Origin of the sequence: Deinococcus grandis, from assembly GCF_001485435.1 — a bacterium.
GTDB classification, from domain to species: Bacteria; Deinococcota; Deinococci; order Deinococcales; family Deinococcaceae; genus Deinococcus; species Deinococcus grandis.
In genome coordinates this window covers 1-18,423 of the sequence record NZ_BCMS01000006.1, presented here as the reverse complement: position 1 = coordinate 18,423, position 18,423 = coordinate 1, and the positions used below count along the sequence as shown (strand labels likewise).

Here is an 18,423-nt window from a genome sequence, read left to right as displayed (position 1 = left end):
GTTACGCCTCGACGAGCGTGCCGGTCAGCAGGCCCTGCCGGACCGTGTGGGTGCGCTGCACCTCGCGGGCGTCACCAGTGATGACGCGCTGCCCCTCGGGCTGCTCGGGGTCCGTGAACGTCCCGCCGTACTCGGCGATGATGTCGTTCACGCGGACGGTGACGGTCTCCCCTGCCGGTTCGGTCGGTGCGGGGTCAGGGTCGCCCTGGCTGCCCGCTCCGGCTGCACTGGCGGGCGGGCCGTCCAGCGCCTGCTGGAGTGCGGCGCGCGCGGCGTCCTGATCTTCACTGGCCTGCGCGAGGATCCCGGCGAGGGTGTCCACGGTCAGGGTCGCGTCGGTCAGTTCGACGTCGAGGGCCGCTTCGACCTGAGCGGTGAGGATCTCGCGTTTGACGCCCTCGGGGTCCGTGTCGGCGCGGTCCGCCCAGCCCTGCAGGACGTCCGCTTTCGGGTTGCTGGCGTCGGCGTTGATGGTGACGCCGAGTTTCTCGCCGAGCAGCGCGGCATTGTCTTTCTTGGTGGCCATGGGGCCCTCCTGGTCCGGGCCGCACTGAGCTCAGTGCGGGGCCCGGTGGGTGGCGCTCAGGCCAGGGTCATGGTGATGCCGGCGCCCATGTCGGGCTTGCTGAAGCCGAGCATCTCGGTGATCTGCACGGCCTGCATGTCGCGGCGGATGATGTCCTCGTACCGGACGAGATCGAAGCGGGGGTCGTAGTGCATGGTCAGGCCCGCGCTGGGGTCGATGGCCATGAGCTGCTCGACGCCCGCCAGGACGCTGCGCTGGGGCGGCAGCTTGGGGCGCATGCCGAAGATGGTCGGGAAGGTGCCGGTGTCGCGGAAGTCGCCGCTCGCGGCGGTGCTGTTCGTGCCGGTCACGATGTCCAGGCTCAGGGCCTTCCCGAGGGGGCTGGCGGCGCCGGTCAGGACGAGCGGTTCCGCGCCGTACTCCTCGGCTTTCATGAGCAGCGCGACGAAGTCGGCCACTTCGAGGGTCGCGCCGACGTTGATGTTCGGCGCGGCGTTGTTGTTCCCGTCGCCGTTCTTCAGGACGGCGAGCGCCTGGCGGATCTTGTTCCGGTCGGCCTGACGGCGGATCTTCAGGAGCCAGCGGTCCAGGGTGCTCAGGCTGCTGCCGAGGATGGCTTCCAGGCTCGCTTCGAGGCGACCGCCGTACTTGTAGAGGCGGACGACGGCGTCACCCTGCGTGATGGTCAGCACGGGGTACTGGGCGCCTTCGGCGATGCGGGACAGGTCGGCGCTCTCGTCGTCCTTGAAGTCCAGGACCTGCGTGGCGACGACGTTCGCGTTGATGGGGCTGGTGTCGGCGACGACGTCGCTGAGGGTGAGGCTGTTGCGGCCCTCGCGGCCCAGTTCGCGGTAGCGTTCCTCGATGTACAGGGGGAACAGGATGCGGTTGTCGTCCTGGCGGAAGAACGCGTCGGTGACGGTCACGGCGGCGTGGCGGCCCTGCGCTTCGAGGCCCGCGCCGCGCACGAGGACCTGCTTCCAGGCGGGGACGCTGGCGCCGGCGCTGTTGCGCTGCTTGGGGTCGTACAGGTCGCTGCTGATCTGCCCGTGGTCGGCGAGGTGCTGCAGGTGCTGCGCGAACGTGCGCTGCTCGTTGGCGGCTTCCTGCTTGAGGTTGAGGGTCAGGTCGGTGATCTTGCGGATCTTGGGGGTGGTCATGGGTGGGCCCTCCTGGGCGGCGTGAGGCGCGCCGCTCCGGCCGGGTGGCTCGGGGCGGCGCTGGGGTGCGGGCGGGGTGTTCTGGCCCGGGGTCAGAACTTGATGTTGGCGATGCCGTTCTGGGCGATGTTCACGAGGACGCGGGTGCCGTTCGCGCCGACCTTGGCTTTCCCGGCGCCGTCCACGACGAGCAGCTGGTAGCCGGTGGCAAGGGTGCCGACGGTGGGGATGTCGATGAAGCCCGCGCCTTCGGTGGCGACGGTGCCTTCACCATCGGCTTCCTTGGTGAGGACCTTGCCGAGGAAGGGGTTGCCGTCCGCGCCGCGTCCGGCGGTGGCGGCGGCGGTGTGGGTGACGCAGTCGCCGATGATGGCGGCCGCTTCGACGTGCATGGTGGGGAAGGCGTTCTGACCCTGGAAGACGAGGTTGCCGTGTTTCATGGTGTGCTCCTGGTGCGTGGTGAGTGGGGGCGGGGGGTGGGGGCGTTCAGAAGTCGAACGCGGTGGTGGGGAGGGCGGTCACGGTGGGTTCGGTGGGGGTGGTGTCCGCCTGGGCGCCTGCACCGGCGTCGGGGGCGCTCTGGCGTCCGGCGGGGAACTTCGCGTCCCGCTGGGCCGTGAGGTCGTCGATCAGGCCGGGCAGGTCGGCCGTGTCGGCTTTGCTGGCGAGGCGCTTGGCGCGGTCGATGGCGGTGGCGTTCTCGGCGCCGTAGACGGTGGTGGCGAGGCGTTCGACCTGGCCGAGAAGCGCGTCGCGGTACTGGGTGCCGTCGCTGGCCTGCGCGCGGATCTGCGTGAGGCGGTCGGCGGTGAGGTCGTTGACGTTCACGCCGAGGGCCGCGGCGACGAGTTCCCGCTGGGCCTGGACGCCCGCTTCGTACGCGCCGCTTTCGAGGGTGCTGGCGAGCGTCTGGGCGTCGGTGGGGGCGGCGTCGGTGCTGGTGTCGAGGGTGTGGGTCTGGCCGGTGCGGTCTTTGATGGTGAGTTTCACGGGGGCCTCCTGGTGGGGCTGGTCGTCCGCGCTGGCACTGCGGCCCTGGCGGAGTGCGGGGGCGGCGGGGGGTGGCGTAGCGGCCTGCTGGTGTTCAGCCACGATGTCGGTCAGCAGGGCGACGCGGTCGGCGAGTCCGGCGGTGACGGCCGCGTCACCGAACCACACGTCGCCGGTGGCCCAGCTGCTGGCCTTGGCGAGGGTGACGCCGCGTCCGGTGGCGATGGCCTGCACGAACAGGTCGTGGATGGCGGCCATTTCCTTCTGCCACTGTTCGAGCACCGGCCCGTCCATCGCCTCGGCAGGCTGCCCGAGGGCCTTGCGGTCGGTGCTGCGGACGTACGTGACCTTCAGGCCTTCCCCTTCCAGGGCGGCCGTCTGGTCGGTGTGCGTGCCGATCACGCCGATGCTGCCCACTTCACCGGCGGGCGTGACGATCACTTCGGTGGCCTGACTGGCGATCCAGTACGCGGCGCTGCACGCCATGGTGTTCGCCACGGCCGTGACCGTCTTGACCTTCGCGGCGTTCGCGACCGCCTGGGCAGCGACGTCCGTTCCGGAGACGGCGCCGCCCCCACTGTCGATGTCGAGGATGATGCTGCGCACGCTGGGGTCAGCGGCGGCGGCGTTCACCCGCGCAGCGAAGGTGTGGGCGTCCACGGCGCCGCAGTAGTCGACCATGAGGCTGCCGCGCGGGAAGATCGTGCCGTAGAGGCTGATCAGGGCGACGCTGGGCGCCTGGTCCTGAGCGTCCTGCGTCACGGCAGCGCGGGTGTCGCGGGCGTCCCGGATCTCGCGGAGGGCGTCGGCGTCCGCGATGCGGCCCTGCAGGTACGCGCTGAAGCCGCGGACGATGTCGCGGAGCTGGTCACCCTTGATGGCCCAGATGCCGTTGGCGATCAGGGCGGTGACGCCGGAGAGGCGGGTGGGACTGCGGGATTTCTCGGTCATGAGGCCTCCAGTGGGCGTGCGGGGCGGGGTGCGGCAGCAGGTCCATGGGAATTCCCAGGGACGTGAGCGGATCAGGGGGGAGTGGAAGCGGGCAGCTCGCGCTGCCCGCTCGCCTCGCCGGGCATGTCGATGGTGGGGATGTCGATGGTGGGGATGAACGCGAAGCCCGTACTGAACCGGGGTTCGGTGAGGGCGGGCCCGACGCGCTGGACGTGTGGGTCCTGACCGCGCGGGGCTTTCCGCTCGTAGGGCTGGGTGCCGGTCACGGGCAGCAGCCGGTCGAGGGCGAAGCGCATGTCAGACGAACGCGGTGCCGTCGGCGTTCAGGCGCGGCTGCACGTGCTTGATGGGGCCGCGCTTCTGCATGGCGCGGATGGCGCCGGCCGCGCTGGTGCCGCCGGTGCGGTGCGTGGCGAGCGCCCACCCTTCCTCGCTGATGAGGAACGCGTAGTACGTGTGGCTGGCGACCACCGGGGACTGCTCGTCTGTGTCCGGGGTGGCGCGGCGCACTTTCAGGTGGCGGCGGTGGTCGCCGTCCAGGTAGTCCTCGATGCTGATGGGGAGCGGCCCGGTGTACGGGGTGTGCTGGGGTGCGGTGGGTTCAGGCATGCGGGTCTCCTGTGGGGGCGTGCACGTACCGCCGGGCGCGGGGGTCGTAGGCGGACCGCGCGGTGACCTGCGCGGCGGTGGGCGGTGGGGCTGGCGGGGCGGTGGGGGTCTCCCCTCCCCCGGTCCAGCCCTCTGCCCAGGCGGGGGCGTGCTCGTCCTCGTCGTCGGCGAGGTCGAGTTCGTCCGCGAAGCGGCGCGCGTACGCTTTCCCGGCAATGCTCTTACCGATCTGGTGGGCTTCCATCCGGGTCTTGTAGCTTTCCGCTTCGGCCTGCGCGAAGGCGCTGTCGGCCTGGGCGAACTTCACGTACGCCACGGCGCGAATGCCGCGCAGGCGCAGGTGGAGGTTCAGGCCGAACTCCAGCTGACGGGCCAGGACGGCCTGGATGTTCGTAGCGCGCGCCTCGATCATCGGGTACACGACCTTCGCCAGCGCCTCGGTGGTGCTGTCCATGTGCCCCCGCAGGAACCCCAGGGTGCTCAGCCCGCTCCACACCCGGCGGTTGTTCTCGCCCACGATGTCCTGCAGCCCGGCCAGGCTGTGGCTGATGTTGTTGATCGTGAACTTCGTGCCTTCAGGCCCGACGAACAGGCCCTTGTCGGCCAGGCCGAGGATCATGTCGGCCGCCTGCTCGGCGTACTCGGCTTTCAGGTCCTGGTACCGGGGGTCTTTCGCGTCGTCGAGGCCCAGGTCCTGCGGGCTGGGAATGGGGAGTTCCACGCCGACGAGCGCGATCTGCCGCATGAGGTCGATGACGCGGTCGACGTTCTCCGTGAGGCGGTTCTTCCGGTCGAGGGCCTTGAGGCTCGCGAGGAACATCGGCACGCCGTGCGGGTCGCCGCCCATGGTGATCAGTGGCGCGTACAGGTACGTGGCCGGGTCGAGCGGGATGGGTTTGGGTCCGACGCCCACCTGCGTGAACGTCCGCTGCCCGTCCGGGCTGAAGCCCACGCGGACGCGCTCGGCGGGGACGATCACCGCGCCGATCACGCCACTTCGGCGCTCATCGGTGGGCCACTCGACGCTGCTGGCCGGACTGGCGAGCAGTTCGAGGATCTGGTTGTTGATCAGCCCGTCGAGCCCGCCACCTTCCGGGAAGATCGTCGCGGCCCAGGTGTCCAGTTCAGCCCGGGCGGCCTTGACGGCGCCTTTCGTGCCGGTGAACTCGATGGTGTGGCCGGGGTTGACGATCGCGAGGTAGTCACTAGCGGTGCCGCTGACGTCCTCGTCGCTCTGCAGCAGCATGCGGAGCACGCCGCTGATGCGGGCGCGGGTGTCGCTCGGGTACCCGAGGTACGTCGTGGCGAGCCGGTCGAGGGTGTCGGCACTCTCCGCGGACTGCTGCGTGCCGAGGCGGCGCGTGGCGCGCAGTCCGGCCGTGAGGGTGCCCATGCCCCAGCTGGGCGTGACGGCCGCGCGGGCCGCCGGGTGGACGGGACTGGCGCGAGACCGGCGCGGCAGGAGGTGCTGAACGGGAGTGTTCAGGAACTGCCACGCGCGGCGGGCGGAATCGAGAAGTCCGATAGGTCATCACCTTCCTTTCAGGCGGCGGTTGAAGGCGTTGCGGATGTTACTCAGGTCGCTGAGCGTGACCTGCGGGGTGTCCTGCGGGGGCGGCGTGAAGATCACTTCGTCCGCGAGGCTGAGGGCCGCGCCGTCCCCGTCGTCGGGGCTGCGGGCGGGCCGGACGCGGGCCTTGAAATCGTCCTTGCTTTCAAGTTTCCGGACGATGCGGCGGTGCTCACCGGCGTTCTTCGCCATGAACCGCGTGCGGCGCTCGGTCAGGTCAGCCTGCAGGTGCTCGGGCGGGTTGGGGATACTGGCGACGAGCAGCTGGTCGTTGCTGGTGCCGTACAGTTCCGTCGCGCGGTCGTAGTACCGTTCAGGGTCGTGCGGGACGTGATTGAACTGCACCTCGTGGAAGACGAGGGTGCACCCGGCGGCCTGCGCGGCCTCGTGAAGTTCCGCGTCCGCCTTGGCAATGTCGATCTTCCCGCCGCCGTACCCGCCAGTGCCGTCCACACGGAAACTGACGGTCTTCGCACCGGCGCGGATGGCTTTCAACGCGGCGCGTTTCATCTCGGCGGCGTACATGAAGTCGTCCACCTGCCGCAGTTCCGCTTCGCGCGTCAGCACCCGCCCGTGGTACAGCCAGACGTTCCCGGCGTCCGACCCGAACCGCGCGGCGTCCACGCCAATCTGCGCCATGTGCCGGTCCGCTTCCGGATCCGGCACTCGCGCGACGGCCTGCTCGAACCGGGCCGTGCTGATCATGGCGTCCCCGGCGTTCGCGGCAGGTGGGACGCCCAGCGCACGGAACTGAAACTCCGCGTTCGGCGCGAAGATCATCCCGGCCGGGAAGACCGTGTCCTCTCCTTCCACCAGCACGTCCCAGTCCAATTGGAACGTCAGGCGGTCCGGGTCGTGCGCGAGTACCGGATCGCAGTGCTTGGCGACCATCTTGTTCAACCACGCGCGGCTCGTGCCGCCCGGCACGACATCCACGCCCTCGACGACGTTCGGGAAGTCCAGCAGGCTGAACTGGTAGTTCTGCACGCCCGGTTGCTTCCCGAGCTTGTGGAACGCGCTCGTGCGGGTCTGCGGGTTGGCGATCAGCAGCCAGATCATCACGACGCCGCCGGTCATCATGGCGTTGATCGCGTCGAACTGGTACGCCGGAACGCCTTCCGCTTCGTCCACCACGAAGAACATGAATTTCGCGTGTTGCCCCTGCGCGCGCGCCGTACCCTGACCGCCCGCGTCGCTGGTCGTGCGGCCGATCGCCCAGTGATTCTCGGCCTTCACCATGCGGGGCGTTTCCGGCAGGACGCGCCCCGGCAGGCCGCGGCCTTTGCGCTGGCTCTTGATGTCCTTCCAGAGCAGCAGTTCCACTTGGTCCTTCGTGGGCGCCGTGGTGATCGTGATGCCCGGCGTGAACGCATCGAAGAACCAGTTCACGAGACCCGCGCCGATGTACGTCTTCCCGACGCCGTGCGCGCTGTCCACCCGGAAGATCTTCGGGGCATACTCGTCCCCTTCCAGCTGGCGGCGCACACTCTCACCGATGTCCTGGACCAGCTCGTACTGCCCGCGCTTCCCGTTCCGGCCCTTCCACGGGTGAATGTTCAGGATGTCCTGCAGGTACCCCAGGGGGTTCGTCTGGTACTGCGTGAACCGCTCAGCCTGCTTCCGCGCCTGCCTCAGCGCGGCGGCTGGCGAGTTCTGCGAGGCTGATCGTTCCCCACCGGCTTTCCACGGCGGTGAGGAGAGCGCTCCGAATGTCATCGTTCTCAATCACCTCCATCGCTGCGTCCGTCACGTGACCACCCATCAACACCCACAGGCGATTGATGACGTCCATGCTGAACGTGCTCTCCTGCTGACCCTTCCGGATCCGGTCCACCATCGCCCCGACTTCCTTGATCAGGCGCGACACATCCGTGATGTCCGCCATGCGCAGCGGCTTACTCGGCAGGTAATTCATCGGATCCGGCATGCGCTCCACCAACTCCGCACTCAGGTCATCCTCGCGCTCCAGGGCGTCCGCACGCATCGTGCGCCACCAATCCGCCCAGTCCGACTGAAACGACTTCTCGAAGCTCATGTTCCAGCGGGTCAACATGCGGTCCTGCTCATCGAACCGGTTGATGAAGTCCAGCAGCAGCGCCCGCAACAGCTGCACCTCAGCCAGCAGGTTCAACGGATCCGGATCAGACTCGAACCGCTCCAGCAACTCCCGCACGCGCGGCCGCTCAACCGACGAGTACCGCCCCGTCGGCGCCGGCGTCAACCCACCATGCAGGTAACACCGCCCCGAACCCTTGTGATCCGTCCGGAAGCCCGCCGGATGACGGCACGGCCCAGCACCCCGCTTCCCCTCCGCCCCACAGATCCGCTCCGGCTCCCTCGGCTTCCGCTGCCGCTCCCCAGATTCTGCAAGGGGTTCCTGCACCTGAGCATTCTGCAAGGGGTTCCCGCCGTTCGTGACCTGCGGCTTGCTGCGGGTCTTGGCGAGGTACTCGGCGGTGCGGGTCTTGGGGGTCTTGGGTGCGGGCTGGGCTGTGCCCGGCTTCTGCGGTTCTGGTGTGGTGGGGGCCTTGGCGGCCCGGGCTTTGGCCTTGGGTTTTTTGGGTGTGGGCACGCGGGTCACCTCCTGGGGTGATGTGGTGGGGGCGCACTGACGTCAGTGCGGGTGGGTTTGCTGGGGGGTCCATGGGAATTCCCAGGGACGTGCTGGCGATATGGGGATTCCCATATCGGACCGATATCGGGATTCCGATATCGCGTCTGGGACGGCGTGGAATGTGAAACCCCCGCGCTATGGCGGGGGCGCTGGGGGATGCCGGATGTGTGGTCGCGGCATGGTCGCGGGTGTTTGCGGCACCGCTGCGCCCCTGTACCGGTGCTGTCAGTGTACGGCGTCTGGTGTCTCTCGTGGGGGTCGAACCCACACTGGGCCGCGTTTGAGGCGGCTGCCTCTGCCGGTTGGGCTAGAGAGACAGGCTGGGCACGGTGGGGGCCGTGCCCGGATCGACTGCCTGCGCGTGGCAGGAGTCTCGGGTGAGACGGGCGGGACTCGAACCCGCACGCCCTTGCGGGCAAGCGATGAGATTGCAGGACTGATCAGGTCCTCTCACAGCCAACTCTGCCAGTTCGTTCACCGTCTCACTGGCCAGGCTTTCTTCCCCCCGCGCCATGGGCGCACCCGGTTGGGGGTCTGCTGCGGGGCACTTGCCCCTCCCTGATGCGCTACGCGGGTTCAGGTGGACCGTTGACAGCTGCCCAGGCGCGACGCTGGGCAGTCAGAACCCAGGGGACGCGTGGGTCCTCTGGAAATTGAGCCGAGGCGGACGCCCTCGATGTGGCGTGGCCCTCTCCTCGGCGCGCAGCGGCACCGGCCGGTTGCCGTTGCGGGTCGTCTCTCGCCGTGCGCCTTGCGGACACGGGTGCTGGCGCGAACCATTCCAGCGGGAGGGGATCAGCGGCGTTGCTGCTGACGCTCGGGTCCTTGTGGGTCGCCACCAATCATCTGACGGTGCCAGACCGTGTAGGAGCGCGGGAACTGCGCGGTGGGGATCTGCATGGCGACGCTGCCCTGCGCGGGGGTGATATGTCCACCGTGGTAGGCCCACATGACGGCGTTCCAGATTTCCAGGTCCCGGTCGCCGGTAAGGTCGGGGGCGGGACTGCTGGGTCGGGGTGGGTCGAACGGGATGTTGCTCACGGGCACCTCGGTCAGTCGGTGTCTTTGATCCACCAGCGGTCGCGGCGGAACTGGTACTGCTCTGTCAGGGCGGCGGCGTACTCGGGTGGGAGTTTGCTGGCGTGCGCCTGGGCCTGCTGGAGGCGGCTGCGCGTCCAGGTCTTCAGGTGCGTGGTCCAGGCCTGCAGGCTGTACAGGGTGGACACGGTGCTCCACGGGTCACGGTGGGCGTTGCGCTGCCGGTACTCGTGTTCAGCGCGCAGGTACGCCTGGTGGTCTTCGGGGAGGTGCTCGGCGTCGGTTTGCCGGTCGGTGAGCAGCTGGTCGGGCCACGTACGCAGCTGGAGGTAGAACGCGTCCGGGGTGAGGGTGCGGGCGCTGTCGTGCCAGGGGCGGGGGCGGGCGGCTTTCTTGGGGATGATGCAGCCTCCTGACACGAGAAAACCCCCGGCGGTGCGGGGGCTTCTGGGTGGGTTGGTTTCAAGACACGAAGTCGATAGTAAAGAGATTGTGCGGTATTCTGACGGAATTGTCAACGCTCAGGCCGGGCACTCTCATTCAGTCTCGAAATTGGGTGTAGCAGACGTCCCGGAATGTGGCACTGGGGCCGCTTTTCTGGAGGGCTCTGGCGAAGTCTTCCAGGTCGGACACGGAGAGTTGATTCAGCCACGGCTGGACAGCAGCGACGTAGGCCTGCCGCTGCTGCTCCTGCTTGTCAAGGTGGTTGAGTCGCTCGGCAAGATGCTCAGCGAGTTGTTGAGCTGTGGGAATGCCGGGGTACTCCGGGCTGGGCGGGTAGATCGCGACGGCATGCTCGGCGATGCGGTCCTGCACGTGAAGCTCCCCAGACGGTTGTGGGGTGATGACGTATCGGGGTTCAGCGGTCATGTCAGGACTTCCGCCCGTTCAGGTTCCGCAGGCCGCTGAACAGGTTGGCGTATGGGCTGTTCTGGTCTTTGGCGACGTCCTGAAGGCGGTTGAGGATCGGGCCGATCTTCATGGCCCATTGCTCCAGGCTCTCGACTTTGCGGCGGAGTAGGGCGTTCTCCTCTTCGAGTTTGGCGATGCGCTCCTGGTCGGTCATGCGTCGTCCTCAGTCGCACTGACGTCAGTGCGACTGATGGGGGCGAGGGGGAGGCGGGTCCGGCCGCGCCAGTAGTACGGGATAGGGTCTTCGCGGTTGGGCACGAACACGCAGTCGGTGTCGATGCTGTGCTCGTTGCCTTCCGGGTCGTAGATGACGGTGCGGAGCGGTTCGTCAGGGTCTTCCTCGTCCTGCGGATCTGCGGTGGCGTCCGTGTCGTCCTCGTCGCCGTAGCTCCAGCCGAGGCGTTTGAGGGTGTCGTCGTCCACCTGCCACGGCTCGCGCCACTCACCGGTCTGCACGCGGTAGTTCACGTCCTGCATGTTTTCCGGGAGGCCACTGCACGCGTGGTCGTAGAGGTGCAGGAGCCGAACGAAGTCCTGCTGCCACCAGTCGGGCATGCTCTGCAGGATTGTGCGGGGCATGACGAGGTGCGTGGCGTACGAGAGGCCGAAGTGCGTGTGGATGGCGTCGGTTTCGGACACAACTGGGGCGGCGTGATCAGTAGTCATGTGGGGGTCCTCTTCGCTGGGCGATGCGGGTGAGGCCGGGGGCGATGATCTGACGTTCCTGGCCAGTCCTGGGGAGGCGGACGATCAGATCGGTGAAGCCCTGCGCCACGAGGCCTTGCAGGGTGCGCAGGATCAAGAGGGAGTCCGTGACGGTCTCAGCCAGGGGTTCAGGTGCGCCGGGGCGGCTCATGGCGTGCAGGGCGTGCAGGCTGGGCTCGTCGAAGTTGAAGGTGACGGCCGTCATCGCGGGGCTACCGGCGCCGCTTCGTACTCCGGTGCGTACCAGGTGATGTCGATCTCGCCGGGGTGGTCGGGAGACAGGCGGGAGTACTCGCCGATCACCCAGTTCTTCAGGTCGGCGACCTCGGCGGGGTTGTCCTGGTAGCGCAGCAGGCAGCGTTTCCAGCGCTTGCCGATGATCTTCCCGGTGGGCAGGGAGTAGCTGTACTCCAGCAGGCCCTTGAAGTCGTGGGGGCGGACGATCAGCACGGGCAGGTGCGTGCCGCCCCGGTCGGCAGTGCGCAGGGCAGGCAGGCCCAGCTGGTCGCGGTACTCGGCTTCGTGGGCGGCCTGGGCGACGGCGCGGCCCTCGGGGGTGAGGGTGCAGTGCTCGGCGTCTTTGACGTCCCGGCTGAGCTGGGCGTTGCTGATCCACTGGTGTTCCCGCATGGCGCGGTACGTGCGGATGAACACGCTGGAGCGGGTCTCGCCCTGGAGAAGCCACACAGCATTTCCGGTGCGCACGAGGGCGGCGCCGCGCAGCATGAGCAGGAGCGTGGCGTGGGCTTCACGGATGATCTGGTCTTTCACGCGGGTCCCTCCAGGTCGGGGCGGCGGGTCCAGCCGAAGTGCTCCAGGTGTTCGAGCAGTTTGTCGCTGGCTTTCAGGCTCTCGCGGAAGGTGCTGGTGCGGGCGTCGAGATCGTAGCTTTCCGGCGTCCACGTCCAGGTGCTGAGGCTGATTCCGCCGGCGTGCTGCACCTGGCGCTCCATGTGGAGGATGCAGGGCTCGGGCTGGGTGGGGTCTGCGGGGACCGTGTTGGTGTACACGCGCTGCTCACGGTGCGGCTGGCCAGGGCGGGGACCGCGAGAGCGGACTTCGAGGTGGAGGGTGGCGTGCACGTGGATCCTGGCGGGCTGGGTCATGGGACTCCTGTGAGCGCACTGGCGTCAGTGCGCCTGGGGTGGGTCAGGCGGGGCGGAGGGTGACGCGGAGCGCTTCGAGCGCGGCGATCAGGCCTGGGTACTCGCGGTCGAGGCCGGTGCGCAGGCGCAGGTGTCCGTCGTTCTCGCGCCAGATGAGCTGGTCGAGGGGGGCGCGGCGGCCGCTGCCTCCGCCACTCTCCTGCTGCCGGGCGTGCTCGTCGTGAATCCAGCGGGCGAGGCTGGCCCAGCCCTGCCCGACGCGGATGCCGGTGGTGCGTTCGAGGTGCGCGGCGCTGCCGGGTTCCACCTGCAGGGCGAGGCCGCCGGTGGCCCAGCGGAGGTCGAGGTGGAATGCGAATGGGGCGGGGCGGGCCTGGTCGGGGTCGTCGTGGTCGGGGAGGCGGGCGGTCCAGCGGTCGCCGTCCTGGAACATGAGCCCTTCGCGGTTGTGGAGGCGGGCGCGGTTGATGGCGCGGCTGATGGTCTGGTAGGTGTCCTCGGCGTCGCTGGCGAGTTGCGCGTGGTGCCGGGCGAGGCTTTCGGGGCCGGTGAGGATGTACCGGGCGGCGAGGAGGGCGTGCCGGTGGCGGTCCTGTTCCGCTTCGAGCAGGGTGGTGGTGTCCGGGTCGGCGGTCGTGCCGAGGTGACTGTCGCGCTCGCGGGGGCGGAGGAACGCGGCGGCGACGGCGTTCTGCTCCTGCCGCTGGAGTTGCACGATGTGGGCTTCTTCGACGGTGAGGGTGGGCGCGGTGGGTCGGGCGCTGACGGCGTCGCCGGGGGCGGGGCGGCGCTGGGCGGCGCGGAGGGGCCGGAGGGTGATTTCGTGCTCGGCGGTCTGGAGGAGGCGCCGGACGAGCGGGTCGACGTGCGGGCGGGGGACGTTCAGGGCGCGGATCATGCGGCGGGCGTGCGCGGCCGCCTGGAGGTTCAGGTCGGTGAGGGTGGCGCTGGCCTGCTCGGCGGCCTGCTGGGCGCGCGCGCGGCCCGGGTCGTTCTCGGGGGTGGCCTCGTCGAACCACGCGAGGGACTCGTCTGCGTCGCGACTGGCGGCGCGGGCGTCCCAGCCCTGGTGCGCGAGTTGCAGGAGGGTGCGGTAGCTGGGGCGGCCGCGTTGCTCTTCGATGATGAGCTGGGCGGCGCTGTCGTCCAGCGGCGGCGCGGGGGCGGTGGGCGGGTCGCTGGGCATCACGGTGAGTCTACACCGGGGCGTTCCAGCGGGGCGTCGTTGGGTGGGAAGCCGCAGCGGATGAGGAGGGCGCGGATGTCGGCCGCGGCGTTCGCGTGGAAGGTCTCGGGGTCCCAGTGGGCGTACTCGAGGCGCTGCATGATCGCGCTGGGTGTACGGCCGGGCTCCTCGACTTTTTCGGGGCGGTCGGTGGCGTGGCTGAACAGGATGAACCGGCGGGCCTGTCCGGCGCGGCGCAGGTCGTTCAGGGCGATGGCGGCCTCGTCCCGGGTGATCTTCAGGGCGGTGGCGACGGCGGTCGGGTGGACGGTGCGGTGGCCGCGCAGGTACTGCTCGACGCGCGCGCGGATGGCGGGGCAGCTGGTACGGGACATGGCGCTGGGTCCTTTCAGGGGGTGGGGGTGGCGGGCCGGGCGGGGACGCTCAGGGCCGCCCAGGTGGCGGTGTCGATCGCGGTGAGGGTCCGGCCGAACACGCAGCCGGTGTCGATGAACACGGCGACGGTCCCGTCGTTGGGTTGCAGGCAGGTGGGGCCGTACATCATGGGTGTGTGCCCGTGCACGCTGTGCGTCACGCCTTCGGGCAGTGGGTAGAAGGGTGTGTCGGCGGTGTTGGGGCGGCCCCAGAGGTGCGCGTGGACGTCCTGGCCGGTCGGGTCGGGGCGCATGGCGTGGCTGAACAGGACCGGGCCGATGGTGACGTGCGGGTGCAGGTGCTCCTGCATCCACAGGGCGTCCTGGGCCGCCTCGGCTTCACTGGTGTAGTTGTCGAGGGTGGCCTGGCCGCCGTTGCGCAGCCAGATCTCGCGGGCGCCCTCGTCGGCGTTCAGGAGGCTGTTGATCATCATCTCGTCGTGATTGCCGAGCAGGGCCGTGGCGCGGCCCGCTTCGACGAGCGCGCGGACGCGGGCCAGGACGCCGCGACTGTCCGGCCCCCGGTCCACGTAGTCCCCGAGGAACACGAGGTGGCGGTCTGGGGGGAGTTGCTCGAGCAGCTCGTCGAGTTCCACGAGGCAGCCGTGCACGTCGCCGATGGCGATCGGGGCGGTCAGGGGGGCGGGCGCACTGACGTCAGTGCGGGCAGGTTCAGGGTGGGTCATGGAGTACTCCGGAGGGCGCGGCCGCCCGTCTCGCGGCTGACGTTGAAGAGGATGCCGAAGTCGACGGCGCTCTCGACCGTCACGCCGGTCAGTGCGGCCAGGACGCGGTGGGCGTCGCGCGTGGGGACGGCCTGCAGGAAGTGCACGATAAGCGGAGTGAGCGCGCGGCGCAGGTCCTCGCTGGTGGGGGCGGTGAGGGACGTGCCCGCCAGGAACAGCAGGCCGCCACTCAGGGCGCGGCTGGCGATGGCCTCCGGAATCTGCTGGGTGCCGGGCCAGGTCATGCCGGGCAGCAGCGTGAACGTGATCGTGCCGGTGACGACCACGAGGCCCGCCTGGACCGTGAACGGCGTGTCGAGGTCCGCCGGCGGCTGCTCACCCACGCGTGGGGGCGTGAGCAGCCACGGCAGGCGCTGTGCCGACGGGGGTCTGGCGACCGTCACGCGCGCTCCAGCAGGGCGGCGAGGGGCGTGAACTGCGCGACGGGCAGCGGGTGCTGACCGGGCTTGATGCACAGGTGCTCGCCCTGCCAGCCGACGGGCGTGCCGGGCGCGAGGTCCGGCAGGAGGGCGTACGCCGCGTGCCGGTCACCGGTGCCCGTGAGGACGTACCGGGTGCAGGTGGCGACCAGCGCGCCCGGGCGGGACCGCTGGGGCCGAACGAGTCCCTGGATTTCCAGGGCGCGCAGCTCGTCGTCCACCTCGGTGAGGGTCAGGCGGTACAGCGCGGCGATGCTGGGCGGGTACGTGCAGCCGGTCGCCAGGGCGTGCAGGACGCGGTGGTATGGGCTGATGCGGGCCAGGGCGCGGCGGGCCTGCCAGCGGGCGAACAGCGGGCGCGGGTCGAGGTTCAGCATGGGGGTCCTCAGCGGGGGATGGGAAAGCGGCGGCGGGACGGGCGGATGGCGCTGGGCTCGGTAGGCTCTGTCGGCGTGCCCACGAGCGTCCAATCGTGATCAGGGGCGTTGGGAACGGCCTGCCGGAACGCACCTTCGTAGCAGGCGAGGGCAGGGGCGGCGCCCCGGCTGCGGGCCGCGCGGTACGCCTTCATCTGCCGGTGCGTGACGATCATCACGCCGTCCGCAGGGGCGGCGGGATCGGTCTCCACCTCAATCCTGTCGAGGTTGATCGAGCGGGCGGCGGCCAGCTGAGTCAGGTGGGCATGCGTGGCGGGCGTCATGACGAGAAGCGCCGGGTCGTCCGGACCCCGACCGAGTCGCCGGTGACCTTCGTCGACGGCCTGCCAGAATTCATTCGCTTGCGGGTCGTTCATGGGGGTCCTCGATGGGTTCGTACAGGGCGTTGACCGAACCGCTCAACGCCCTGTACCGGGGATGGGTGCGCAGGCCGGGGGCGGTGAGGCACGGGTGGCACAGGCGGGCGCGCAGGTCACGCCCGGAGGGCCGCGCGGGAATGGACGTCCCGCAGATGAGGCAGGCGGCAGTGGGGGCGGTCAACGGGCACACCAGCCCAGCGTGTCGAGTGCGGCTGTCGGGTCGCCGGGGTGGGCGTCATGGATGGCCTGCGCGAACCGCTCAGGGTGGAGGCGCCCAGCTTCGACGCGGGTCAGCACGGTCCACCAGCGGGAGATGGGGCTATCGCCGACGTCCGGCATGTCGCTGACGTGCCCCCCGGCGGCGGTCCAGATGGCGCGCATGTCGCTGAGGGTGGGATGCGCAGCGGCGAGGTAGGCGACGAGGTCGCGGCGGGCGTTCAGTTCCTGGTCGGTCGTCATCAGCGCCTCCGGGATGCGGGTGTGCGGGTGGGGCGGCGGTTGAGGCGGGCCAGCAGGGCGCGGAGGAGGGCGCGGGTCACCTGGGGCCTCGCAGGATCCGCAGGATGTCCGCCTGGGTCAGGTCCTCCCCGGCGAGGCGTTGACTGCTGGCGACCTGCCGGGCGACGGCCGCCTCGATCTGCGCGGGCGTCATGGCGGCGCGGGTGCCGCAGCGGAGGATGGTGACGAGGTCGGCCTGGGCGCCGACCTGTGACGTCACTGGGCCCTCATCAGGTCGATGAACTGCACGATCTCGCCCAGCAGGCCCGCGCTCAGCAGCACGATCGTCACGGTGTACACCTGACTCTGCCTGCCTGGGGTGGGGGTGACGTGCAGTGCGTACACCCACTGCGCGTACAGCGCCAGCAGGAGCCAGGCGGGGGCGCTGGACAGTCCAGCCACGCGCAGGCCCGCCTCTGCGAGCAGCACGACTGGCGTCATGAAGGCCGTGGCGTTCAGCGCGCGCAGCAGGGCGCGGCCCTCCACGCCGATGCCCGCGCCGGTCAGGCTCTTCGCGATGCGCTCTCCGGAACGGGGCAGCTCGGGGTGGCGCAGCACGCGGATGAAACCCCATATGTAGACGCTCAGGGCGAACAGGGTCAGCTCAGTCATGGGCGGCCTCGACCAGGCTGATCTGGGCGGGCTGATTGGCCATGGGCGGGTGCAGGACGTACAGGAAGCTGGCGGTGTGCCCTTCGGGCAGGCCGGGCAGCGCGACGTTCAGGCCAGCGATGACCTCGTTGGCGTTATCGAGGCCGTCGCGGATGACGGGCAGAATGTCGGCGAGGAGGGCCTGCGCGCGTCGTTCCCAGTCGGTGTCCGGCGCCTGCTCGGTCAGCTGGGCGCCGTGCCGACCGAAGATCTCCGTGACGCGGCGGATGATGGCCTCGCCCTGGAACAGGACGTGCCCGGCGACCTGCGTGACGGTCACGCGGGGTAGTTCACCGCCGGGCGCGTCGAGGTGGACGTGTGTCGCGCCCCGGGCAGGCTGCCCGTCGATGAGAAGTTCACCGCGTTTGCCGTCGGTCTTCAGGCTGATGTGGGCAAGCAGGTCAGTGGGTGCTGGGGTCATCTTCTTCTCCAGTGGGCGCGCTCGCGGCCTTCGAACCAGGCGGCGGCGGAGAGTGTCCGGACGCGCTTCTGCCCGGTGACGTACGCCTTGGTGGCCACGCCGTCCAGGACGTGCACGTGGCGGGTGCCGAGGGTGTAGCGGGTGGTGCGCCCGGCGGGGCTGGTGCGGCCCTTGCGGATCACGTGGTCGATGGCGCGCAGGGCGGCCGCGTCGGTGGGTTCCAGCCAGCGGATCCGGACGTCCTGAATGACCCGGTCAGTGATGATCACGGACCCAGTCCAGGTGCCGCCGGAGGGACGCGAGGCGCTGCTCGGCGTTCGGGCGGGCGCTGCCGTGCAGGCGGCGGAACAGTGCGAGTTCCTTCTCACGCGCGGCGTCCAGGTCGGGACGGCGGCCGAACTCGAGAATGACCGGACCGAGGCGGACGTACCGGATGACGGCGTACCACTGGTCGGCGCTCCAGCGGGCGATCCAGGCGGCGCCGTTGCCGGGGCGGCCGATCCGGTCGAGGCGCAGGCGGGTGGGCCAGCCGCCCCACAGGAGCCGAACGGGCCAGCGCGGTTGCCGCGGCTTCAGGAGGGACGTCTGGTGGCTGGCGAGGCGATGCATGGCTTCGAGTTCGTTGATGCGCTGGTACGCGTTGAGCAGTTCGCCTTCCAGGCGGGTGCGGACGGGGTCAGTCATGGGGTTCCTGGGGCGCGCAGGTGGCGCTGGGCGATCTCGCGCAACTGCGCGATGTCGGCCGCGCCGAGCTTGCGGCGCAGCGCGGCGGTGCGGCGGTCGATGGTGTACGGCTTGGCGTTCAGGGTCCGGCTGATCTCCAGCGTGTTCAGGCCCTGACCGATCAGGGCGAGTAGGGCGCGCTCGGCCTCGGTCAGGGCAGCGGTCACCGGGCGGGCCACTCGTTTGCCGTGCTCGGCGGCATGGCCTTCAGGTCCACCTGGGTGAACGTGACGATCCGGTGGGTTTTGCTGACGACAGTGGGCTCCGGGAGGGGCCAGGGCCGATTCAGGGGAATTTCCCAGGTGAAGTCCTTGCGCCCCCTGCTGCGAATGAAGGCGGTCAGATCAGTGAACCACTGTTCGACCATCTCGTAGATCTCGTGGGGGAGG

At 69.7% G+C, this 18,423-nt stretch carries 31 protein-coding genes and 2 tRNA genes; all 33 read right to left on the bottom strand.

Annotated features, from left to right (window positions below; translation table 11 throughout):
- Position 1: 1 nt before the first annotated feature.
- A complete protein-coding gene (locus DEIGR_RS18960) occupies positions 2–526 on the bottom strand; it encodes a hypothetical protein (protein ID WP_058980043.1) in 525 nt (174 codons plus the stop codon).
- Between the two features lie 56 nt (positions 527–582).
- Positions 583–1,686 (bottom strand): phage major capsid protein, encoded by a 1,104-nt coding sequence (locus DEIGR_RS18955; RefSeq protein ID WP_058980041.1) that lies wholly within the window; start codon positions 1,684–1,686, stop codon positions 583–585.
- 92 nt (positions 1,687–1,778) lie between these two features.
- Entirely contained in the window at positions 1,779–2,126 is a 348-nt protein-coding gene (locus DEIGR_RS18950) for a hypothetical protein (RefSeq protein ID WP_058980039.1), read from the bottom strand.
- A 46-nt stretch (positions 2,127–2,172) separates the two neighbouring features.
- On the bottom strand, positions 2,173–3,627 hold the full coding sequence (locus DEIGR_RS21550) for a S49 family peptidase (RefSeq protein ID WP_058980037.1): 1,455 nt from the start codon (positions 3,625–3,627) through the stop codon (positions 2,173–2,175).
- Positions 3,628–3,698: 71 nt separating this feature from the next.
- Entirely contained in the window at positions 3,699–3,923 is a 225-nt protein-coding gene (locus tag DEIGR_RS18940; RefSeq protein WP_058980036.1) for a hypothetical protein, read from the bottom strand.
- A gap of 1 nt (position 3,924) precedes the next feature.
- The gene (locus DEIGR_RS18935; protein WP_058980033.1) at positions 3,925–4,236 is read right to left on the bottom strand and encodes a hypothetical protein; all 312 of its coding nucleotides are present in this window, start codon (positions 4,234–4,236) and stop codon (positions 3,925–3,927) included.
- Entirely contained in the window at positions 4,229–5,629 is a 1,401-nt protein-coding gene (locus tag DEIGR_RS18930) for a hypothetical protein (RefSeq protein WP_058980031.1), read from the bottom strand. Before DEIGR_RS18930 ends, DEIGR_RS18935 begins: the two co-directional genes overlap by 8 nt.
- 138 nt (positions 5,630–5,767) lie before the next feature.
- The gene (locus tag DEIGR_RS18925; RefSeq protein WP_058980029.1) at positions 5,768–7,522 is read right to left on the bottom strand and encodes a hypothetical protein; all 1,755 of its coding nucleotides are present in this window, start codon (positions 7,520–7,522) and stop codon (positions 5,768–5,770) included.
- On the bottom strand, positions 7,416–8,378 hold the full coding sequence (locus DEIGR_RS20720; protein WP_153013976.1) for a hypothetical protein: 963 nt from the start codon (positions 8,376–8,378) through the stop codon (positions 7,416–7,418). The genes DEIGR_RS18925 and DEIGR_RS20720 overlap by 107 nt, the downstream gene beginning before the upstream one ends.
- A 282-nt stretch (positions 8,379–8,660) precedes the next feature.
- Positions 8,661–8,737, bottom strand: a tRNA-Leu gene (locus tag DEIGR_RS18915).
- Positions 8,738–8,798: 61 nt separating this feature from the next.
- Positions 8,799–8,904: transfer RNA gene (locus tag DEIGR_RS20715), tRNA-OTHER, on the bottom strand.
- Between the two features lie 311 nt (positions 8,905–9,215).
- Complete coding sequence (locus DEIGR_RS18910; protein WP_153013975.1) at positions 9,216–9,461, bottom strand: hypothetical protein; 246 nt, start codon at positions 9,459–9,461, stop codon at positions 9,216–9,218.
- A gap of 11 nt (positions 9,462–9,472) precedes the next feature.
- Complete coding sequence (locus DEIGR_RS18905; protein WP_058980023.1) at positions 9,473–9,877, bottom strand: hypothetical protein; 405 nt, start codon at positions 9,875–9,877, stop codon at positions 9,473–9,475.
- A 121-nt stretch (positions 9,878–9,998) separates the two neighbouring features.
- Positions 9,999–10,328, bottom strand: a complete 330-nt coding sequence (locus DEIGR_RS18900) for a hypothetical protein (protein WP_058980022.1) — start codon at positions 10,326–10,328, stop codon at positions 9,999–10,001.
- A gap of 1 nt (position 10,329) precedes the next feature.
- Positions 10,330–10,524 carry a hypothetical protein gene (locus tag DEIGR_RS18895; protein ID WP_058980021.1) on the bottom strand — a complete coding sequence of 65 codons (195 nt, stop codon included), beginning with the start codon at positions 10,522–10,524 and terminating at the stop codon, positions 10,330–10,332.
- Positions 10,521–11,036 carry a hypothetical protein gene (locus DEIGR_RS18890; RefSeq protein WP_153013974.1) on the bottom strand — a complete coding sequence of 172 codons (516 nt, stop codon included), beginning with the start codon at positions 11,034–11,036 and terminating at the stop codon, positions 10,521–10,523. The genes DEIGR_RS18895 and DEIGR_RS18890 overlap by 4 nt, the downstream gene beginning before the upstream one ends.
- A complete protein-coding gene (locus DEIGR_RS20710) occupies positions 11,026–11,280 on the bottom strand; it encodes a hypothetical protein (RefSeq protein ID WP_058980017.1) in 255 nt (84 codons plus the stop codon). The genes DEIGR_RS18890 and DEIGR_RS20710 overlap by 11 nt, the downstream gene beginning before the upstream one ends.
- Entirely contained in the window at positions 11,277–11,846 is a 570-nt protein-coding gene (locus tag DEIGR_RS18880) for a hypothetical protein (RefSeq protein ID WP_058980015.1), read from the bottom strand. The genes DEIGR_RS20710 and DEIGR_RS18880 overlap by 4 nt, the downstream gene beginning before the upstream one ends.
- Positions 11,843–12,181, bottom strand: a complete 339-nt coding sequence (locus DEIGR_RS18875; protein WP_153013973.1) for a hypothetical protein — start codon at positions 12,179–12,181, stop codon at positions 11,843–11,845. The genes DEIGR_RS18880 and DEIGR_RS18875 overlap by 4 nt, the downstream gene beginning before the upstream one ends.
- A 43-nt stretch (positions 12,182–12,224) precedes the next feature.
- On the bottom strand, positions 12,225–13,367 hold the full coding sequence (locus DEIGR_RS18870) for a hypothetical protein (RefSeq protein WP_058980012.1): 1,143 nt from the start codon (positions 13,365–13,367) through the stop codon (positions 12,225–12,227).
- A complete protein-coding gene (locus DEIGR_RS18865; protein ID WP_058980010.1) occupies positions 13,367–13,741 on the bottom strand; it encodes a hypothetical protein in 375 nt (124 codons plus the stop codon). The genes DEIGR_RS18870 and DEIGR_RS18865 overlap by 1 nt, the downstream gene beginning before the upstream one ends.
- 14 nt (positions 13,742–13,755) lie before the next feature.
- Positions 13,756–14,466 carry a metallophosphoesterase family protein gene (locus DEIGR_RS18860; protein WP_058980008.1) on the bottom strand — a complete coding sequence of 237 codons (711 nt, stop codon included), beginning with the start codon at positions 14,464–14,466 and terminating at the stop codon, positions 13,756–13,758.
- Positions 14,463–14,909: a hypothetical protein gene (locus tag DEIGR_RS18855; RefSeq protein ID WP_153013972.1), complete on the bottom strand. Its 447-nt coding sequence runs from the start codon at positions 14,907–14,909 to the stop codon at positions 14,463–14,465. Before DEIGR_RS18855 ends, DEIGR_RS18860 begins: the two co-directional genes overlap by 4 nt.
- Positions 14,906–15,322 (bottom strand): hypothetical protein, encoded by a 417-nt coding sequence (locus DEIGR_RS18850; RefSeq protein WP_058980003.1) that lies wholly within the window; start codon positions 15,320–15,322, stop codon positions 14,906–14,908. The genes DEIGR_RS18855 and DEIGR_RS18850 overlap by 4 nt, the downstream gene beginning before the upstream one ends.
- A gap of 8 nt (positions 15,323–15,330) precedes the next feature.
- The gene (locus DEIGR_RS18845) at positions 15,331–15,738 is read right to left on the bottom strand and encodes a hypothetical protein (RefSeq protein ID WP_058980001.1); all 408 of its coding nucleotides are present in this window, start codon (positions 15,736–15,738) and stop codon (positions 15,331–15,333) included.
- 180 nt (positions 15,739–15,918) lie between these two features.
- Entirely contained in the window at positions 15,919–16,200 is a 282-nt protein-coding gene (locus tag DEIGR_RS18840; RefSeq protein ID WP_058979999.1) for an effector-associated domain EAD1-containing protein, read from the bottom strand.
- A gap of 76 nt (positions 16,201–16,276) precedes the next feature.
- Positions 16,277–16,459 (bottom strand): hypothetical protein, encoded by a 183-nt coding sequence (locus DEIGR_RS18835; protein WP_058979997.1) that lies wholly within the window; start codon positions 16,457–16,459, stop codon positions 16,277–16,279.
- Positions 16,456–16,851 carry a hypothetical protein gene (locus tag DEIGR_RS18830; RefSeq protein WP_058979996.1) on the bottom strand — a complete coding sequence of 132 codons (396 nt, stop codon included), beginning with the start codon at positions 16,849–16,851 and terminating at the stop codon, positions 16,456–16,458. The genes DEIGR_RS18835 and DEIGR_RS18830 overlap by 4 nt, the downstream gene beginning before the upstream one ends.
- Positions 16,844–17,311: a hypothetical protein gene (locus tag DEIGR_RS18825; protein WP_058979993.1), complete on the bottom strand. Its 468-nt coding sequence runs from the start codon at positions 17,309–17,311 to the stop codon at positions 16,844–16,846. The genes DEIGR_RS18830 and DEIGR_RS18825 overlap by 8 nt, the downstream gene beginning before the upstream one ends.
- Positions 17,308–17,580: a hypothetical protein gene (locus DEIGR_RS18820; protein ID WP_058979991.1), complete on the bottom strand. Its 273-nt coding sequence runs from the start codon at positions 17,578–17,580 to the stop codon at positions 17,308–17,310. Before DEIGR_RS18820 ends, DEIGR_RS18825 begins: the two co-directional genes overlap by 4 nt.
- Positions 17,567–17,995: a hypothetical protein gene (locus tag DEIGR_RS18815; RefSeq protein ID WP_058979989.1), complete on the bottom strand. Its 429-nt coding sequence runs from the start codon at positions 17,993–17,995 to the stop codon at positions 17,567–17,569. Before DEIGR_RS18815 ends, DEIGR_RS18820 begins: the two co-directional genes overlap by 14 nt.
- Entirely contained in the window at positions 17,992–18,201 is a 210-nt protein-coding gene (locus tag DEIGR_RS20995) for a LuxR C-terminal-related transcriptional regulator (protein WP_160329977.1), read from the bottom strand. Before DEIGR_RS20995 ends, DEIGR_RS18815 begins: the two co-directional genes overlap by 4 nt.
- Positions 18,198–18,423, bottom strand: a 226-nt coding sequence (locus DEIGR_RS20990; RefSeq protein ID WP_160329976.1) for a hypothetical protein, incomplete at its 5' end; no start/stop codon positions are given. The genes DEIGR_RS20995 and DEIGR_RS20990, both read right to left, overlap by 4 nt.

Bases quoted from the DNA above. Each gene is read 5' to 3' on its own strand.
- DEIGR_RS18895 (WP_058980021.1), bottom strand. From the start codon at position 10,524: ATGACCGACCAGGAGCGCATCGCCAAACTCGAAGAGGAGAACGCCCTA.
- DEIGR_RS18950 (WP_058980039.1), bottom strand. From the start codon at position 2,126: ATGAAACACGGCAACCTCGTCTTCCAGGGTCAGAACGCCTTCCCCACC.
- DEIGR_RS18955 (WP_058980041.1), bottom strand. From the start codon at position 1,686: ATGACCACCCCCAAGATCCGCAAGATCACCGACCTGACCCTCAACCTC.
- DEIGR_RS18830 (WP_058979996.1), bottom strand. From the start codon at position 16,851: ATGACTGAGCTGACCCTGTTCGCCCTGAGCGTCTACATATGGGGTTTC.
- DEIGR_RS18960 (WP_058980043.1), bottom strand. From the start codon at position 526: ATGGCCACCAAGAAAGACAATGCCGCGCTGCTCGGCGAGAAACTCGGC.
- DEIGR_RS18875 (WP_153013973.1), bottom strand. From the start codon at position 12,181: ATGACCCAGCCCGCCAGGATCCACGTGCACGCCACCCTCCACCTCGAA.
- DEIGR_RS18930 (WP_058980031.1), bottom strand. From the start codon at position 5,629: ATGGGCACCCTCACGGCCGGACTGCGCGCCACGCGCCGCCTCGGCACG.
- DEIGR_RS18865 (WP_058980010.1), bottom strand. From the start codon at position 13,741: ATGTCCCGTACCAGCTGCCCCGCCATCCGCGCGCGCGTCGAGCAGTAC.
- DEIGR_RS18850 (WP_058980003.1), bottom strand. From the start codon at position 15,322: ATGCTGAACCTCGACCCGCGCCCGCTGTTCGCCCGCTGGCAGGCCCGC.
- DEIGR_RS18860 (WP_058980008.1), bottom strand. From the start codon at position 14,466: ATGACCCACCCTGAACCTGCCCGCACTGACGTCAGTGCGCCCGCCCCC.
- DEIGR_RS18900 (WP_058980022.1), bottom strand. From the start codon at position 10,328: ATGACCGCTGAACCCCGATACGTCATCACCCCACAACCGTCTGGGGAG.
- DEIGR_RS18890 (WP_153013974.1), bottom strand. From the start codon at position 11,036: ATGACTACTGATCACGCCGCCCCAGTTGTGTCCGAAACCGACGCCATC.
- DEIGR_RS18845 (WP_058980001.1), bottom strand. From the start codon at position 15,738: ATGAACGACCCGCAAGCGAATGAATTCTGGCAGGCCGTCGACGAAGGT.
- DEIGR_RS18840 (WP_058979999.1), bottom strand. From the start codon at position 16,200: ATGACGACCGACCAGGAACTGAACGCCCGCCGCGACCTCGTCGCCTAC.
- DEIGR_RS18940 (WP_058980036.1), bottom strand. From the start codon at position 3,923: ATGCGCTTCGCCCTCGACCGGCTGCTGCCCGTGACCGGCACCCAGCCC.
- DEIGR_RS18870 (WP_058980012.1), bottom strand. From the start codon at position 13,367: ATGCCCAGCGACCCGCCCACCGCCCCCGCGCCGCCGCTGGACGACAGC.
- DEIGR_RS18825 (WP_058979993.1), bottom strand. From the start codon at position 17,311: ATGACCCCAGCACCCACTGACCTGCTTGCCCACATCAGCCTGAAGACC.
- DEIGR_RS18935 (WP_058980033.1), bottom strand. From the start codon at position 4,236: ATGCCTGAACCCACCGCACCCCAGCACACCCCGTACACCGGGCCGCTC.
- DEIGR_RS20710 (WP_058980017.1), bottom strand. From the start codon at position 11,280: ATGACGGCCGTCACCTTCAACTTCGACGAGCCCAGCCTGCACGCCCTG.
- DEIGR_RS18815 (WP_058979989.1), bottom strand. From the start codon at position 17,995: ATGACTGACCCCGTCCGCACCCGCCTGGAAGGCGAACTGCTCAACGCG.
- DEIGR_RS18925 (WP_058980029.1), bottom strand. From the start codon at position 7,522: ATGACATTCGGAGCGCTCTCCTCACCGCCGTGGAAAGCCGGTGGGGAA.
- DEIGR_RS21550 (WP_058980037.1), bottom strand. From the start codon at position 3,627: ATGACCGAGAAATCCCGCAGTCCCACCCGCCTCTCCGGCGTCACCGCC.